We start from the raw sequence: 13,296 nt of genomic DNA, 5'->3' as shown, positions 1-13,296 counted from the left end.
GTGCCGCTCGTTTTGGCGACTTTTATAAGATACCACCGTTGGCTAGTTGATGTCAACAGCTTTTTTTAGTGATTCTTATTTTGTTTATTTCGTTTGTTTGAGCCGCTGTAAAAGCGACAAGAAGTAATATACCATCTTCTCGATAATATGGTCAATAGTTTTTTTAAAAAAAGTTAATTTCTTTGTTTTCGCCGTAAATACCTTCTGCAATCTGAGGGCTTAGCGAACCTACAGAATAAACGATAAATGATCTGATATCTCTCTTCTAAAACGGATTTAACGATATCATCGATCTTTTGGTCTTCTAAATCAAACCTTAGTTCCTCCATCTCCTTTTTTAACACATACTCAAATTCATGAAGTTCTTGATGATTCAATAGCATTCCTACCAAAGACAATGGACGACACCCCGCTAAGTTTTTTCTTTTACCATTATGGCCATGAAAAGTAGGAGTTATTATTTTGAGGGGATTGTTTAAATTTTCGGTATATCTTGTCCCTTTCATCATAGATATTTTGTAAGGAAGATGGACAGGGGGTAGATGATAGTATGAAATTTTTCTTTGTTATTAACGGCAAGAAAGTAAAACAATACATGGTTGTTGTATTTGCCGCTTTCTTTGCTGCTTCACTTGCTTTTGTAGGGCAGCAACAACTATCTGTTTTTTCATCTAAAGATGGACCCCGAGCAATTTATAAGGGAGAAGACCAAGGCAATAAAGTCTCTCTTACGTTTGATATCAGCTGGGGCGATAAGCGTGTAACGCCGATCTTGGATGTCTTAAAAGACAAAGGTGTCAAGAATTGCACTTTTTTCATATCCGCCGCTTGGGCTGAGCGACACCCTGAGATCGTTGAACGAATTGTAAAAGATGGTCATGAAGTAGCTAGTCTTGGGTATCAATACAAAAGTTATACTGATTGGGAAGACAAACAGATCAAAAGGGATATTCTTTTAGCTCAGGAAAAGATCAAAAAGGTATCTGGAAAAATGACTTCTCTTATCCGTCCGCCTAACGGAAATTTTGATGAGCGTGTCTTGAACATCTCTGAGGATCTCAACCATACGGTGGTTCATTGGAGCATCGATACGAAAGATTGGAAAAATCCTGGCGTAGATCGTATTGTGACAACAGCTACCGATGAGACGAAAGCTGGCGACATTATCTTACTTCATGCATCTGATTCTGTTAAGCAAACGCACAAAGCACTTCCTACGATTATCGATAAACTACGTGACGATGGATTTAAATTTGTAAGTGTAAGTGAGATGATCGCGAACACGGAGGCTAACAGTAAAGAGGTTAACTGATTTAAAAAAGCCCCTGCCTTATAAGGCAGTGGGCTTTGTTTGTTTAGATGATTTAGATTGATTAGTCTGCAACAGTCGATGCAACATTAAAATTTGATACGTATTACAAAGCATGATCGGAACAAACCCCATCCAAAGCGAAAGAGTATTGTTTTCTTTCAGCACCGGTACCCATTCTAAAATAGTAACGACTGTGATGAAGAAAAGTGTTGGTATGAATGCTACGCTCGTTGTTTGCTTTACTTTTACATAGGCTATGATCAATCCGTAAGCTAAGATCGCAAGCGGAATAAGAATGTAATTAACGAGGCTGTCTCCTTCGTTATGAAAGGATGTATATCGTAAATAGAATAGATCGAACAGAACGACTGCAATCAATACAAGTTGTACACCATTCCAAAGGCGATGGCTTTTAAAGATACCAAGTCCAAAGCGATGAACGGTTAAGTAAGCAAAAAAGCCCATCTGACTAAAAACACTGAACAACGCGCCGAAACCGATCAATCCAAAAATATATAGAAGAACTTCTAAAGCGCTGCTGTCTTCAGGAAACTTTAATATAAGACCAACTGTGATTGCACTAACAATCCCAATTAACAATGTGGTAAAGAATAAAAAGATCCAACTTCTAATTTTCACGCCTGTTTTCCCCCTCTAACATGCTCCGTAACGATTGTACCAATGTCTTTTTTAAATTGCCAGTTTTCCTTTAAATAACCAGTATAAATACGTGCTAAAAATCAATCCTATAAGTATCGAGCTCAACTTGAAAGGAGGAGGAATTACTTTGAAAAAATTATACATTTTCCTCTTTTGTATCTCTCTTGCTGCTCTTTCCGGCTGTGCTCAAGAAGCCCAAGGCAGTTCTCAGGTCGATTATGAAGCAACAAAAAAGATGTTAGTCGATCTATTGAAGACAGATGAAGGAAAAAAAGCTATCAAAGAAGTGTTATCTGATAAAGAAATTCAACAAGATATACTCATTGATCAAGAAGTCATCAAACAGACGATTGAAAAGCAGCTTCTTTCTGAAAAAGGACAAAAGTTTTGGCAGACCCTTTTTAAAGATCCGAAGTTCTCAGTAGCTTTTGCAAAAAGTATGCGAAAAGAACACGAGAAACTGATGAAGGATCTTATGAAAGATCCGCAATATCAAGCAGAAGTTATGAAAATCATGCAGAATCCGCAAATGGCAGAAAAGTTATTATCTCTTGTGGACACACAACCTGTTAGAAAAGAAATGAAAAAAGTGATGCTTGAAACGTTTGAGAGTCCGATCGTACAAGCTCAGATTCAAGAAATGCTGAAAAAAGTCGCTCATGAAGAAATTGATCAATCCATCTCTAAAAAAGGAAAAGAAGCATCAACTGGCGGTGGACAACAACAACAAGATTCAACGAGCCCGCAATAAAAGCCTCCCGACACTCGGAAGGCTTTTTTCTTTAGTTTGTTTTATCGATGATTTTCTTTGCCATCTGAATATAATGTTCACCGATCGGATGTGTTTGTTCATAAACACTCGGCGCAAAATCATCTTCTTTTATCTCGGGTTGGCCGAGCGGTATTTGGCCGAGCAACGGTACATTTAATTCTTCCGCTAAACGTTTTCCGCCATCTTTACCGAAAACATATTCTTTCTCACCTGTAGACCCGCTTTGGAAGTAAGACATGTTCTCTACAATACCAAGAACTTCGTGGTTGGTCTTAATCGCCATCGTTCCTGCACGTGCTGCAACGAAAGCTGCTGTAGCATGAGGTGTCGTGACGATTACTTCTTTACACTTCGGAAGCATCTTGTGAACATCCAGCGCTACGTCACCCGTACCAGGTGGTAAGTCAAGAAGAACATAATCTAGATCTCCCCATTCTACTTCGCTGAAGAAATTCATGAGCATCTTCCCGAGCATCGGTCCGCGCCAGATAACAGGTGCGTTATCTTCAACGAAAAATGCCATGGAGATTACTTTTACATCAAAACGTTCCACCGGGAAGATGCGATCACCTTTTACTTTTGGACGCTCTGTAATTCCCATCATATCTGGGACACTGAATCCGTAAATATCAGCATCGATCAATCCGACCTTTTTTCCGAGCCTTGCAAGAGCAACAGCTAAGTTGACAGATACCGTTGATTTTCCAACTCCGCCTTTACCACTAGCGATTGCGATAAATTGTGTCTTGCTGTTTTCGGAAAGAAGAGTCGTTGGCGCACTTTGCGTCGCCGCTTCACTCGGATTTACAGCCGTAATGTCGTCTCTTTTCTCAAAACGAAGTCCGACAGATTCCACTCCTGCGTTTTTCAACACTTGAACGATCTGCTGCTGCAGCTGCATTTGTTCCGGTGTTCCTGTATGTGCTAAGCCGATCTTCAGCCCCACATATCCTTCTTTTATCTTCAACTCACGGATACTTCCAGAGTCGACCATGCTTTTATGTAAATAAGGGTCTTGAATAGGACCTAACAGCTCGATGACTTTTTCTTCTGTAAGCACATAGACACATCCTTTACCTGTAAAATTCCTTTTCAGTATATCACAACCCCTACCGACAATCATGTAAGCGGTTTTTTAGATGTGTAATTTTGATTCAAGTAACATCTTATAGAATGGCTTTTTTAGAGGAGATAACTACTTAAAAAGACATCACTGACAAGTTGATTGGAGTGCAAGGTGCGAGACTCCTGGGGGATCAGCGGGACAGGTGAGACAACTAAGGGTGCAAAGCGCCCAGGTGGCTCACCGCACGCCCCCCGGAAAGCGAGCACCTGAAACGGAAATCAACTACTTTCAAGGGCTTTAAGAAATGCAAAAACACCCCCTCTAGTCAAGAGGAGATGCTGGTGGGGTTTCATTTGTATAAAAGCGCAGCATCCCCTGGTAGATCGATGCCGCTATACTTTTTTGGTACGACTCTGTTTTTAACAGTTCGCGTTCTGATGGATTGGATAAGAAACCGACTTCTACTAGCGCTCCTGGTACTTCTGCCGTTCGAAGCAAGTATAGACCTTCTATGGATTTTGCGAATCGGTTCGTATTGTTTAAGTTACGCTTGATTTCGTCTTGAATAAATTTAGATACCGCTTCTCCGTCTTCTTTTCCAGGATGATAAAAGACTTGAGCACCTCTCCAACGAGATGAAGGCAAAGAATTGAGATGAATCGAAATGAATAAGTCCGCATGATTTTCGTTAATAATTCGTTTTCGTTCTTTTAAATCTTCATATTTGCGATGGCGTAATTTTTTTGTGCCTTCATTAGCTAGATCTGTGTCTGTCTCTCGAGTCATGATGACGAGTGCTCCTGCTTCTTGTAGATAATCTCGAAGTAATACGGAAATGTTTAACGCAATCTCTTTTTCAAGAACTTCTCCATCACCGACCGCACCACCGTCAGCTCCGCCATGACCTGGGTCGATTACGATAATCTTTCCAGAGAGCGGCATATTCCACGATCGCCACGAATCATCATCTAAAAAATGATAGGTGAAAATAAAGATAAGGACTGCGCATCCAAGTGCAAATGCGGCTCCCTTCACCCACTTCTTCATGTTTCGTCCCCCTATACAAGCCATATAACATTATGTATATGGGACAAGAAGAAATTTATAACTGATTATTGCAGCTTCATACGATAGCGTTTTTCACCGTTTTTATAGCCTTCCATCCACCATATATGAACGAATGCTTCACAGCAAAGATGTAAGGATTCCATCATCATCTCTGTTCCCCAGCACCAGAACTGCCAATACTCAAAAAGACCGTCTGCGATCGCCTTCTGTTTAGCATATGCTCGTTCTTTGATCTTCTCCAACGTTTCCCCGTGATACGCAAACCGGCTATAGCCTGCTCCTAAAAGATAAGAATCGATCGCCATGTCGATGCATGCATCTTCAATGTCATTTTGGTAAAGAAGCGAGTATTGAAAAAACGGTTGAAACAAACGTTGAAATTCTTTTTTTATTGTAGCCAGAGATAAGTCCCGAAGTACTTTCCGCTCGAACGTTTCCTTTTTGAAGCGCTGCTTTTCTTTAAAGTTGTTTAAAACGATTGCCATGATTACCTCCCCTTTCATCGTGTTGTGTTTTCCATATCTTTATTTTCTCCAGAGATGGATTCACGACACTACATAAAAGATGGGAATAACCATACTGAAAGTGTTGGGTAACGATTTAAGAGCAAGTTCCTATTTGCGCGAGACTTAATTTTGTTGTTTTAGGCTTAATTATTTGTGATCAGACTTAATTATTCGAGTTAAGACTTAATTTTCTCAAATTAGACTTAATCTTGCGGAATCCTAACTCAATAGGCACAAACACAAAAAAACCCGCTCTCTAAAAAAGAGAACAGGTTTTTGATAAACGTAATAGAAATTAACGTTTTGAGAACTGAGGTGCACGACGAGCGCCTTTAAGTCCGTACTTCTTACGCTCTTTCATACGAGCGTCACGAGTAAGGAATCCAGCTGCTTTAAGAGAACCGCGGTACTCAGGATCTGCTTCTAGAAGCGCACGAGAGATACCGTGACGGATAGCTCCTGCTTGTCCAGTGTATCCACCGCCATGAACAGTAACTAATACGTCATACTTGTCAGTTGTTTCAGTTGTGTTAAGTGGTTGCTTAACGATAAGCTTTAAAGTTTCTAATCCGAAAAATTCGTCAATGTCACGTCCGTTGATTACGATACGGCCTTCACCAGGAACTAATCGTACACGCGCTACGGAGTGCTTACGACGTCCAGTGCCATAATATTGTACTTGTGCCACGTAAATACCCTCCTTTTTATCCGCGTAACTCGTAGTTTTCAGGTTTTTGTGCTTGGTTGTTGTGCTCAGCTCCAGCGTAAACGTGAAGCTTTTTGAACATTTGGCGACCAAGGCTGTTCTTTGGAAGCATACCTTTGATTGCTAGCTCAAGCATTTGAACTGGACGAGTTGTACGCATTTCTAATGCAGTTCTCGTACGCAGTCCACCTGGGTGACCAGTGTGGCGGTAGTAAATTTTGTCTGTTAATTTCTTACCTGTTAATTCAATCTTCTCAGCGTTGATGATGATTACGTGATCACCAGTGTCAACGTGTGGTGTATAAATAGGCTTATGCTTACCGCGAAGGATAGATGCAACTTCACTGGATAGACGTCCAAGTGTTTTGCCTTCAGCGTCGATCACAAACCATTTACGTTCTACTTCAGAAGCTTTCGCCATGAAAGTCGTACGCATGTGTTTTCCCTCCTGTATCTTCAATCAAATTTCATTATATTCATGTGAACATTTCCCGAGATATCTACACGGGGCATGTGGACGATATCTGTAGAAATACCAAATAATATCTTATAATATATAAACAACGATGTCAAGCGTATCCTAAATATTATTCCGTTTTATCTGCATAATCTACACGAAAAAGATAGAGTCCGTTTGCAGGGGCTGTTTTTCCAGCAAGCGCACGGTCCTTACCTTTTATAATCGCAGAGATCTCTTTCGGTTTGAGCTTCCCTTGTCCAACTTCTAAAAGTGTACCAACAAGAATACGAACCATGTTATATAAAAACCCGCTGCCTCTTACCTTCAACGTTAGGACATTTCCCTCTTCTTCAACATCAAAAGCAAAGATCGTTCGAATCTTATCTTCCACTTCTGACTTTGCTGAAGAAAAAGAGGTAAAGTCATGTGTACCTAAAAATAACGATGCAGCCTGCTTCATATCCTCTACGTTTAGGGAGTAGGGAAAATGAAACATATGATTTCTTTGGAACACATCTGGTTGTTTACTTCTTAAAATTTTATAGTGGTACTCTTTGCCTGTTGCAGAGAAACGAGAATGAAACGAATCGCTTACCATCTCGACGTCTTTAATCAGAATATCATTCGGGAGCATCGCATTCAATGCTTTCCCCCAAGCTTCTGATGGAATTTCCATATGTGTATCAAAATGAAACACTTGACCGATGGCATGAACCCCTGCATCCGTGCGCCCTGATGCAAAGATTCCTACAGGTTCCCCTTTGTGCATCTTTTGCAGGACGGCCTGAATCGTTCCTTGAACCGTTCTGCCGCTAGGCTGTACTTGGTATCCAGCAAACTCAGTACCGTCATAAGCTACGGTTACTTTCATACGAGCCATGTTCAATCTCCCTTTAATTGCGTAATAAGAATAGCGAAAGCGTCAGCAGTGCTAATAGCAGCAGAGCAAACGTATCACGTTGATGCCACGCTAGCGCACGCAGTCGAGTTCTGCCTTCTCCACCGCGGTATCCTCTTGCCTCCATCGCTAGAGCGAGTTCTTCAGCCCGCTTGAACGATGAAACAAATAACGGCACCAAGAGCGGTACAAAAGCTTTTGCTCGTTCTTTTATCGGTCCGCTCGTGAAATCAGCTCCACGTGCCATCTGCGCTTTCATGATCTTTTCCGTCTCTTGTAAAAGTGTTGGAATAAACCGGAGTGAGATCGACATCATTAACGCGAATTCGTGAACAGGCAGTTTCCACTTTTTCAATGGACCTAATAAGTGCTCCAACCCGTCTGTAATATCAATCGGTGTTGTTGTTAAGGTCAAAAGTGACGTCATCATAACAAGAAGTAAAAGTCTTAGTGCGATGAATATCCCTTGAATCACTCCGCCTTCGTATATTTCAAGAAAGCCTGCTTTATAAAGCAGATTGCCCTCTTTTGTTAAGAAAATATGCAAAAGCATCGTAAACACGACGAGTAAAAGAATCGGCTTTAATCCTTTATATAAAAAACGAAATGGAACTTTTGACAGACTGATCGTTACAACCGTAAAAGCGATCAGCACTCCATAAGTCACCCAGTTGTTCGCTAGAAAAACAATAAACAAATAAAAGAAGGCAGCAATGAGCTTCGAACGTGAATCCATTCGATGAAGTGGAGAGGAGGCTGGATAATACTGCCCGATGATTACATTCTGCAGCATACTAGTTCCCCCTCTTCTTCAGACTCTGACTAACCTGTTTAGCCAGCTCTTCTACTATAAACTTCGTTAAAGTAAGATGAAGACCAGACTTCTCATTCCACTTTTGTAAAAATTGAACGGTCTCCGGCACATCTAATCCTGCTTTCTGGAGTGCTTCTCGTTCACTAAAGATCTCAGTCGGTTTACCATGCAGATACAGTTCACCTTTATGCATGACAGCAATCTCATCTGCGTATCTCGATGCATCCTCCATACTGTGAGTAACAAGTATGGTCGTAAGGTTGTTTCTCTCATGCAGGGAATAGAACAGCTCCATGATCTCAACACGCCCAGCTGGATCAAGTCCTGCTGTAGGCTCGTCCAAAATCAGCACCTCAGGGTTCATAGCAAGGACACCTGCAATCGCCACACGGCGCATCTGGCCACCGCTTAAGTCAAAAGGAGACTTCGTTAGAACATTCTCTGGTAGTCCAACCATCTCGATTACTTTAGCTGCCGTGAGTCGAGCTGTTTCCTCAGACACACCAAAATTCCGTGGACCAAACATGATATCTTTTTCTACCGTTTCTTCAAAAAGCTGATGTTCAGGATACTGAAAAACAATCCCGGCTTTTTTTCGAAGTGATTTTAAATCTTGCTTCTTCCCACCAGCTTTAAGTTCAGTACTGCCCATCTTTATCGAGCCTGCTGAAGGTTTTAACAATCCGTTAAGATGTTGGATAAGCGTAGACTTTCCAGAGCCAGTGTGCCCGATCAAAGCAAGGAAAGTACCATCCGCGATGTCGAGATTAATATCGTGCAGGGCTCGTCTCTCGAACGGAGTTCCCTCCATATATCGATGCTCTAAACGGTTTATGCTAATTTCCATAATGCATTCACCAGCTCTTCCTGCGTTAAATAGCTTTTATCAAGCTCCACACCTTGTTGGCGAAGAGCCTCACTTAACTTTAGTGAAAACGGTAAATCCAGACCGGCCGATTTCAACAGTTCACGCTGCTGAAAAATGTCTTCAGGTATCCCCTCAGCTGCCTTCTCTCCCATTTTCATGACGACAACTCTGTCTGCACTTAGCGCTTCCTCTAAATCATGAGTGATGGAAATGACAGTGATGCCTTCTTTTTTATTCAGTTCGCGCACGGTATCGATAACTTCGATTCTACCGATCGGATCAAGCATCGATGTCGCCTCATCCAATACGATAACAGAAGGTTTCTGCGCCAATATCCCAGCGATCGCGACTCTTTGTTTCTGACCACCGGATAACTGATGAGGTTCCTGGTTTAAAAAAGCTTCCATTCCCACTCTTGCTACACTTTCATTGATACGCTTAACCATCTCTTCACGGGGAACTCCGAAATTTTCAAGTCCAAACGCTATATCATCTTGTACGCTTGTACCCACGAACTGGTTATCTGGATTTTGAAAGACCATCCCTACAAGTCTTCTCACTTCCCAAATGTCGTCAGGACGGCCTGTCGTGTACTGTGAGACATATACAGCACCTTCAGTAGGCAACAACAGTCCGTTGAGCATTTTTGCCAACGTGGACTTCCCAGAGCCGTTATGGCCCACGATCGAAAGCCACTCCCCTTTATGCACGTCTAGCGTTACACCTTTAAGCGTAGGTGTCTCTTCTCCCGGATAACTAAAGGTCACATCTTTAACGGTAATGATGTTTTCCATGTGACATCCTCCTCTTAACTGCTGCTCATTCTAAGCTGTTCTCTGCTCGTAGTAGTTTGTATAAATTATTTTCAACAATGATGGGCGGCGAACTTTCAATAACTTTTCTAAAGGTTTTTTGCTTTGGAATTGTTTGTCCCTTCATTGAAAAGTTGATTGGAGCGCAAGGTGCGAGACTCTCGGCTAGGACAAGCGGTCAGGTGAGACCCTTAAGGCGCAAAGCGGCAAGGGGCTCACCGCCTGCCCCGCGGAAAGCGAGCACCTGGAGCGCAAATCAACTCTCACAAATACTACTAGATTTTTCAATAAAAATAAAAAAGGGCAAGATTGTCATTGAAGACTTGATCCCGCCCTTTCATACGTTTTATTAAACTAATTCAATGATAACCATTGGTGCACCATCACCACGGCGAGGGCCGATTTTTGCGATGCGAGTGTAACCACCGTTACGCTCTGCATAGCGAGGTGCAAGATCACTGAAAAGCTTTTGTAGAGATCTTTGTCCAGACTCAGCGTCTGCTACTTCGTTACGAAGGAACGATGCAGCTTGACGGCGAGCATGAAGGTCTCCACGCTTACCAAGCGTAATCATTTTCTCAGCAAATTTACGAACTTCTTTTGCACGTGCTTCTGTAGTTTCAATACGCTCGTTGATGATTAAATCAGTAGCTAAATCACGAAGCATTGCTTTACGAACCGCAGATACACGACCTAACTTTTGGTATCCCATGCTTGTATTCCCTCCTCTGCGCGTTTCTCTCTCGTCTTGAAAAAGCGCGTATTACGAATTAATCGTCAGCGCGTAATGAAAGACCTAGCTCTTCAAGTTTCTCTTGAACTTCTTCAAGAGATTTCTTTCCAAGGTTGCGTACTTTCATCATGTCTTCTTCAGACTTATTCGCAAGTTCTTGAACTGTATTAATGCCAGCACGCTTTAGGCAGTTATAAGAACGAACAGAAAGATCAAGTTCTTCGATCGTCATCTCAAGTACTTTTTCTTTTTGGTCTTCTTCTTTTTCTACCATAATTTCAGCGTTCTGAGCTTGATCTGTTAAGCCAACAAAAATGTTTAAATGTTCGCTAATGATCTTCGCACCAAGAGAAACTGCTTCCTCTGGACGAATGCTCCCATCTGTCCATACATCAAGCGTTAGCTTATCATAGTTTGTTACTTGTCCTACACGAGTGTTTTCCACTTGATAGTTTACACGCGAAATTGGCGTGTAAATAGAATCAACAGGAATTACTCCGATCGGCAGGTCTTCGCGTTTATTGCCTTCTGCCTGTACATAACCACGACCACGTTTTGCATGAAGCTTCATTTGGAAATGAGCTCCTTTTGCTAGTGTTGCGATATGAAGATCCGGGTTAAGGACTTCAACATCGCTGTCATGTGTAATGTCGCCAGCTGTTACAACACCGTCACCTTGTACATCGATTTCAAGTGTCTTCTCTTCATCAGAGTAAATCTTCATTGCAAGTTTCTTTAGGTTTAAGATGATGGTTGTAACATCTTCAACTACACCTTCAACTGTAGAGAACTCATGCAATACGCCATTGATCTGAATAGATGTAACTGCTGCACCAGGTAGTGAGGACAACAAGATACGACGCAAGGAGTTGCCTAGTGTAGTCCCGTATCCACGTTCAAGTGGTTCAACAACAAACTTTCCGTATGTGGCATCGTCGCTGATTTCAACCGTCTCAATTCTTGGCTTTTCGATTTCGATCATTCAACTGAACCCTCCTTCAAACGTCGAATCTCGGCTGGAGGTTTCCAGCCGAAATTCCCCATAGGCATTCCGACTTATCATTTACCAAAACTTTCACTATAACCATTATAGACAAGTTATAGAAATATATACCGTGTATATTGTTACACGCGACGGCGTTTTGGCGGGCGGCAACCGTTGTGAGGTACAGGAGTAACGTCACGAATAGCTGTTACTTCTAAGCCTACCGCTTGAAGGGCACGGATTGCTGCTTCACGTCCAGCACCAGGTCCTTTAACGGATACTTCCAACGTTTTCATACCATGTTCCATTGCAGTTTTACCAGCTGTTTCAGCTGCCATTTGTGCTGCGAACGGAGTAGACTTACGAGAACCTTTAAATCCTAGGTGACCAGCAGTCGCCCAAGAGATTGCGTTCCCGTGCGTGTCAGTGATCGTAATGATCGTGTTGTTGAATGTAGAACGGATATGTGCTACGCCGACTTCAACATTCTTTTTGACACGACGTTTACGTGTATTAGTCTTACGTGCTTTTGCCATTTAGAGTTTACCTCCTTTACTTACTTTTTCTTATTCGCTACTGTACGACGAGGTCCTTTACGAGTACGGGAGTTGTTCTTCGTGTTTTGACCACGTACTGGTAATCCACGACGATGACGAACACCACGATATGCTCCGATCTCGATTAGACGCTTGATGTTTAGTGATACTTCACGACGAAGGTCACCTTCCACTTTGTGTCCATCGATGACTTCGCGGATTTTATTTAATTCATCTTCAGTAAGATCACGAACGCGTGTATCTTCAGAAACTCCAGCTCCAGCAAGAATTTGCTGTGCTTTTGTTTTACCGATACCGAAGATGTATGTTAAAGAGATTACTACTCGCTTATCACGAGGAATATCTACACCTGCAACACGTGCCATAATTTTTGCACCTCCTGTATATTAACCTTGTTTTTGTTTATGTTTCGGATTTTCACAGATCACCATTACAGTGCCTCTGCGGCGAATCACTTTACATTTTTCACATATTGGCTTGACTGATGGTCTTACCTTCATTTTTTATAACCTCCTTATGTCACGGAGTACATTGATTATTTAAAACGATACGTTATACGACCACGTGATAAGTCATACGGAGACAATTCTACGGTTACTTTATCCCCTGGAAGAATTCGAATGTAGTGCATACGAATCTTTCCAGAAACGTGTGCTAGAACTTTGTGTCCGTTTTCTAGTTCAACACGAAACATGGCGTTCGGAAGAGGTTCAATTACTGTACCTTCGACCTCAATAACATCATCTTTAGCCATCGACTTGATCTCCCTTCTTCAGAGCAATGACTTTCTCGTCGGAAAACTTCGCTACTGCATAACGCAATTTGCCATTGGTTACACGACCTGTTTCAAGAATGCTTTTAACAACTTCCGGAGAAGTAAAATCCAGCAGTTCTAAGTGGTTTAGGTTCTTGCGCTTGGCTCGATCAAACTTTCTCTTGTCACCATCTGCTACGAGGACGAAACGCCCATCGAGAATACCGACAATCACACCTAACCGATCTGCGTCTCTTCCTTTTAGTATCCGAACCAGTTGACCTATGTTCGGTACCGAATCAGATTCGCTTACCATCTCATCACC

20 protein-coding genes are annotated in these 13,296 nt (G+C 42.0%); 2 read left to right on the top strand and 18 right to left on the bottom strand.

What is annotated here, in order from left to right:
- Nucleotides 1–173: 173 nt before the first annotated feature.
- The gene (locus ABE65_RS00810) at nucleotides 174–398 is read right to left on the bottom strand and encodes a hypothetical protein (protein ID WP_228116095.1); all 225 of its coding nucleotides are present in this window, start codon (nucleotides 396–398) and stop codon (nucleotides 174–176) included.
- A 152-nt stretch (nucleotides 399–550) separates the two neighbouring features.
- On the opposite strand from ABE65_RS00810, the gene pdaB reads away from it, so the two are divergent.
- The gene (gene pdaB / locus ABE65_RS00805; protein WP_066390712.1) at nucleotides 551–1,312 is read left to right on the top strand and encodes a polysaccharide deacetylase family sporulation protein PdaB; all 762 of its coding nucleotides are present in this window, start codon (nucleotides 551–553) and stop codon (nucleotides 1,310–1,312) included.
- A gap of 18 nt (nucleotides 1,313–1,330) precedes the next feature.
- On the opposite strand, the gene ABE65_RS00800 is transcribed toward pdaB, so the two are convergent.
- The gene (locus ABE65_RS00800) at nucleotides 1,331–1,951 is read right to left on the bottom strand and encodes a KinB-signaling pathway activation protein (protein WP_066390711.1); all 621 of its coding nucleotides are present in this window, start codon (nucleotides 1,949–1,951) and stop codon (nucleotides 1,331–1,333) included.
- A gap of 148 nt (nucleotides 1,952–2,099) precedes the next feature.
- On the opposite strand from ABE65_RS00800, the gene gerD reads away from it, so the two are divergent.
- Entirely contained in the window at nucleotides 2,100–2,723 is a 624-nt protein-coding gene (gene gerD, locus ABE65_RS00795) for a spore germination lipoprotein GerD (protein WP_066390709.1), read from the top strand.
- Nucleotides 2,724–2,754: 31 nt separating this feature from the next.
- Here the strand turns inward: gerD and ABE65_RS00790 are convergent, their stop codons facing one another.
- From ABE65_RS00790 to ABE65_RS00715, 16 genes are all read right to left on the bottom strand, one after another.
- On the bottom strand, nucleotides 2,755–3,804 hold the full coding sequence (locus ABE65_RS00790; protein ID WP_066390708.1) for an Mrp/NBP35 family ATP-binding protein: 1,050 nt from the start codon (nucleotides 3,802–3,804) through the stop codon (nucleotides 2,755–2,757).
- A gap of 327 nt (nucleotides 3,805–4,131) precedes the next feature.
- Entirely contained in the window at nucleotides 4,132–4,857 is a 726-nt protein-coding gene (cwlD, locus tag ABE65_RS00785; protein ID WP_066390706.1) for an N-acetylmuramoyl-L-alanine amidase CwlD, read from the bottom strand.
- Between the two features lie 65 nt (nucleotides 4,858–4,922).
- The gene (locus ABE65_RS00780) at nucleotides 4,923–5,363 is read right to left on the bottom strand and encodes a DUF2521 family protein (protein WP_066390704.1); all 441 of its coding nucleotides are present in this window, start codon (nucleotides 5,361–5,363) and stop codon (nucleotides 4,923–4,925) included.
- 316 nt (nucleotides 5,364–5,679) lie between these two features.
- Nucleotides 5,680–6,072, bottom strand: coding sequence for a 30S ribosomal protein S9 (rpsI, locus tag ABE65_RS00775; protein ID WP_066237857.1), 393 nt, complete (start codon nucleotides 6,070–6,072; stop codon nucleotides 5,680–5,682).
- A gap of 16 nt (nucleotides 6,073–6,088) precedes the next feature.
- A complete protein-coding gene (gene rplM, locus ABE65_RS00770; RefSeq protein ID WP_066237860.1) occupies nucleotides 6,089–6,526 on the bottom strand; it encodes a 50S ribosomal protein L13 in 438 nt (145 codons plus the stop codon).
- Nucleotides 6,527–6,677: 151 nt separating this feature from the next.
- Nucleotides 6,678–7,430 carry a tRNA pseudouridine(38-40) synthase TruA gene (gene truA / locus ABE65_RS00765; protein ID WP_066390701.1) on the bottom strand — a complete coding sequence of 251 codons (753 nt, stop codon included), beginning with the start codon at nucleotides 7,428–7,430 and terminating at the stop codon, nucleotides 6,678–6,680.
- A gap of 13 nt (nucleotides 7,431–7,443) precedes the next feature.
- The gene (locus ABE65_RS00760; protein WP_066390700.1) at nucleotides 7,444–8,241 is read right to left on the bottom strand and encodes an energy-coupling factor transporter transmembrane component T family protein; all 798 of its coding nucleotides are present in this window, start codon (nucleotides 8,239–8,241) and stop codon (nucleotides 7,444–7,446) included.
- 1 nt (nucleotide 8,242) lies between these two features.
- Nucleotides 8,243–9,109, bottom strand: a complete 867-nt coding sequence (locus ABE65_RS00755) for an energy-coupling factor ABC transporter ATP-binding protein (protein WP_066390699.1) — start codon at nucleotides 9,107–9,109, stop codon at nucleotides 8,243–8,245.
- Nucleotides 9,094–9,924, bottom strand: coding sequence for an energy-coupling factor ABC transporter ATP-binding protein (locus tag ABE65_RS00750; RefSeq protein ID WP_066390698.1), 831 nt, complete (start codon nucleotides 9,922–9,924; stop codon nucleotides 9,094–9,096). Before ABE65_RS00750 ends, ABE65_RS00755 begins: the two co-directional genes overlap by 16 nt.
- A 367-nt stretch (nucleotides 9,925–10,291) precedes the next feature.
- Complete coding sequence (rplQ, locus tag ABE65_RS00745; protein WP_066237878.1) at nucleotides 10,292–10,654, bottom strand: 50S ribosomal protein L17; 363 nt, start codon at nucleotides 10,652–10,654, stop codon at nucleotides 10,292–10,294.
- Nucleotides 10,655–10,712: 58 nt separating this feature from the next.
- On the bottom strand, nucleotides 10,713–11,657 hold the full coding sequence (locus tag ABE65_RS00740; protein WP_066390697.1) for a DNA-directed RNA polymerase subunit alpha: 945 nt from the start codon (nucleotides 11,655–11,657) through the stop codon (nucleotides 10,713–10,715).
- Between the two features lie 143 nt (nucleotides 11,658–11,800).
- Complete coding sequence (gene rpsK / locus ABE65_RS00735; RefSeq protein ID WP_066237883.1) at nucleotides 11,801–12,196, bottom strand: 30S ribosomal protein S11; 396 nt, start codon at nucleotides 12,194–12,196, stop codon at nucleotides 11,801–11,803.
- 20 nt (nucleotides 12,197–12,216) lie between these two features.
- Entirely contained in the window at nucleotides 12,217–12,582 is a 366-nt protein-coding gene (gene rpsM, locus ABE65_RS00730) for a 30S ribosomal protein S13 (RefSeq protein ID WP_066390695.1), read from the bottom strand.
- Nucleotides 12,583–12,603: 21 nt separating this feature from the next.
- Nucleotides 12,604–12,717, bottom strand: coding sequence for a 50S ribosomal protein L36 (gene rpmJ, locus ABE65_RS00725; protein ID WP_007203526.1), 114 nt, complete (start codon nucleotides 12,715–12,717; stop codon nucleotides 12,604–12,606).
- Nucleotides 12,718–12,752: 35 nt separating this feature from the next.
- Nucleotides 12,753–12,971: a translation initiation factor IF-1 gene (gene infA, locus ABE65_RS00720; protein ID WP_066237890.1), complete on the bottom strand. Its 219-nt coding sequence runs from the start codon at nucleotides 12,969–12,971 to the stop codon at nucleotides 12,753–12,755.
- On the bottom strand, nucleotides 12,964–13,287 hold the full coding sequence (locus tag ABE65_RS00715) for a KOW domain-containing RNA-binding protein (RefSeq protein WP_066390694.1): 324 nt from the start codon (nucleotides 13,285–13,287) through the stop codon (nucleotides 12,964–12,966). The genes infA and ABE65_RS00715 overlap by 8 nt, the downstream gene beginning before the upstream one ends.
- Nucleotides 13,288–13,296 lie beyond the last annotated feature (9 nt).

The organism is Fictibacillus phosphorivorans, from assembly GCF_001629705.1.
In the GTDB taxonomy this organism is placed as follows: Bacteria; Bacillota; Bacilli; order Bacillales; family Fictibacillaceae; genus Fictibacillus; species Fictibacillus phosphorivorans_A.
The sequence above is the reverse complement of the archived record's forward strand: the minus strand, read 5'-3'. Positions and strand labels throughout refer to the sequence as shown.

What these genes read in the sequence shown, in the direction of transcription:
- pdaB (WP_066390712.1), top strand. Translation starts at nt 551, where the DNA reads ATGAAATTTTTCTTTGTTATTAACGGCAAGAAAGTAAAACAATACATG.
- cwlD (WP_066390706.1), bottom strand. Translation starts at nt 4,857, where the DNA reads ATGAAGAAGTGGGTGAAGGGAGCCGCATTTGCACTTGGATGCGCAGTC.
- ABE65_RS00780 (WP_066390704.1), bottom strand. Translation starts at nt 5,363, where the DNA reads ATGGCAATCGTTTTAAACAACTTTAAAGAAAAGCAGCGCTTCAAAAAG.
- rplM (WP_066237860.1), bottom strand. Translation starts at nt 6,526, where the DNA reads ATGCGTACGACTTTCATGGCGAAAGCTTCTGAAGTAGAACGTAAATGG.
- truA (WP_066390701.1), bottom strand. Translation starts at nt 7,430, where the DNA reads ATGGCTCGTATGAAAGTAACCGTAGCTTATGACGGTACTGAGTTTGCT.
- ABE65_RS00760 (WP_066390700.1), bottom strand. Translation starts at nt 8,241, where the DNA reads ATGCTGCAGAATGTAATCATCGGGCAGTATTATCCAGCCTCCTCTCCA.
- ABE65_RS00755 (WP_066390699.1), bottom strand. Translation starts at nt 9,109, where the DNA reads ATGGAAATTAGCATAAACCGTTTAGAGCATCGATATATGGAGGGAACT.
- ABE65_RS00750 (WP_066390698.1), bottom strand. Translation starts at nt 9,924, where the DNA reads ATGGAAAACATCATTACCGTTAAAGATGTGACCTTTAGTTATCCGGGA.
- rplQ (WP_066237878.1), bottom strand. Translation starts at nt 10,654, where the DNA reads ATGGGATACCAAAAGTTAGGTCGTGTATCTGCGGTTCGTAAAGCAATG.
- ABE65_RS00740 (WP_066390697.1), bottom strand. Translation starts at nt 11,657, where the DNA reads ATGATCGAAATCGAAAAGCCAAGAATTGAGACGGTTGAAATCAGCGAC.
- rpsK (WP_066237883.1), bottom strand. Translation starts at nt 12,196, where the DNA reads ATGGCAAAAGCACGTAAGACTAATACACGTAAACGTCGTGTCAAAAAG.
- rpsM (WP_066390695.1), bottom strand. Translation starts at nt 12,582, where the DNA reads ATGGCACGTGTTGCAGGTGTAGATATTCCTCGTGATAAGCGAGTAGTA.
- rpmJ (WP_007203526.1), bottom strand. Translation starts at nt 12,717, where the DNA reads ATGAAGGTAAGACCATCAGTCAAGCCAATATGTGAAAAATGTAAAGTG.
- infA (WP_066237890.1), bottom strand. Translation starts at nt 12,971, where the DNA reads ATGGCTAAAGATGATGTTATTGAGGTCGAAGGTACAGTAATTGAACCT.
- ABE65_RS00715 (WP_066390694.1), bottom strand. Translation starts at nt 13,287, where the DNA reads ATGGTAAGCGAATCTGATTCGGTACCGAACATAGGTCAACTGGTTCGG.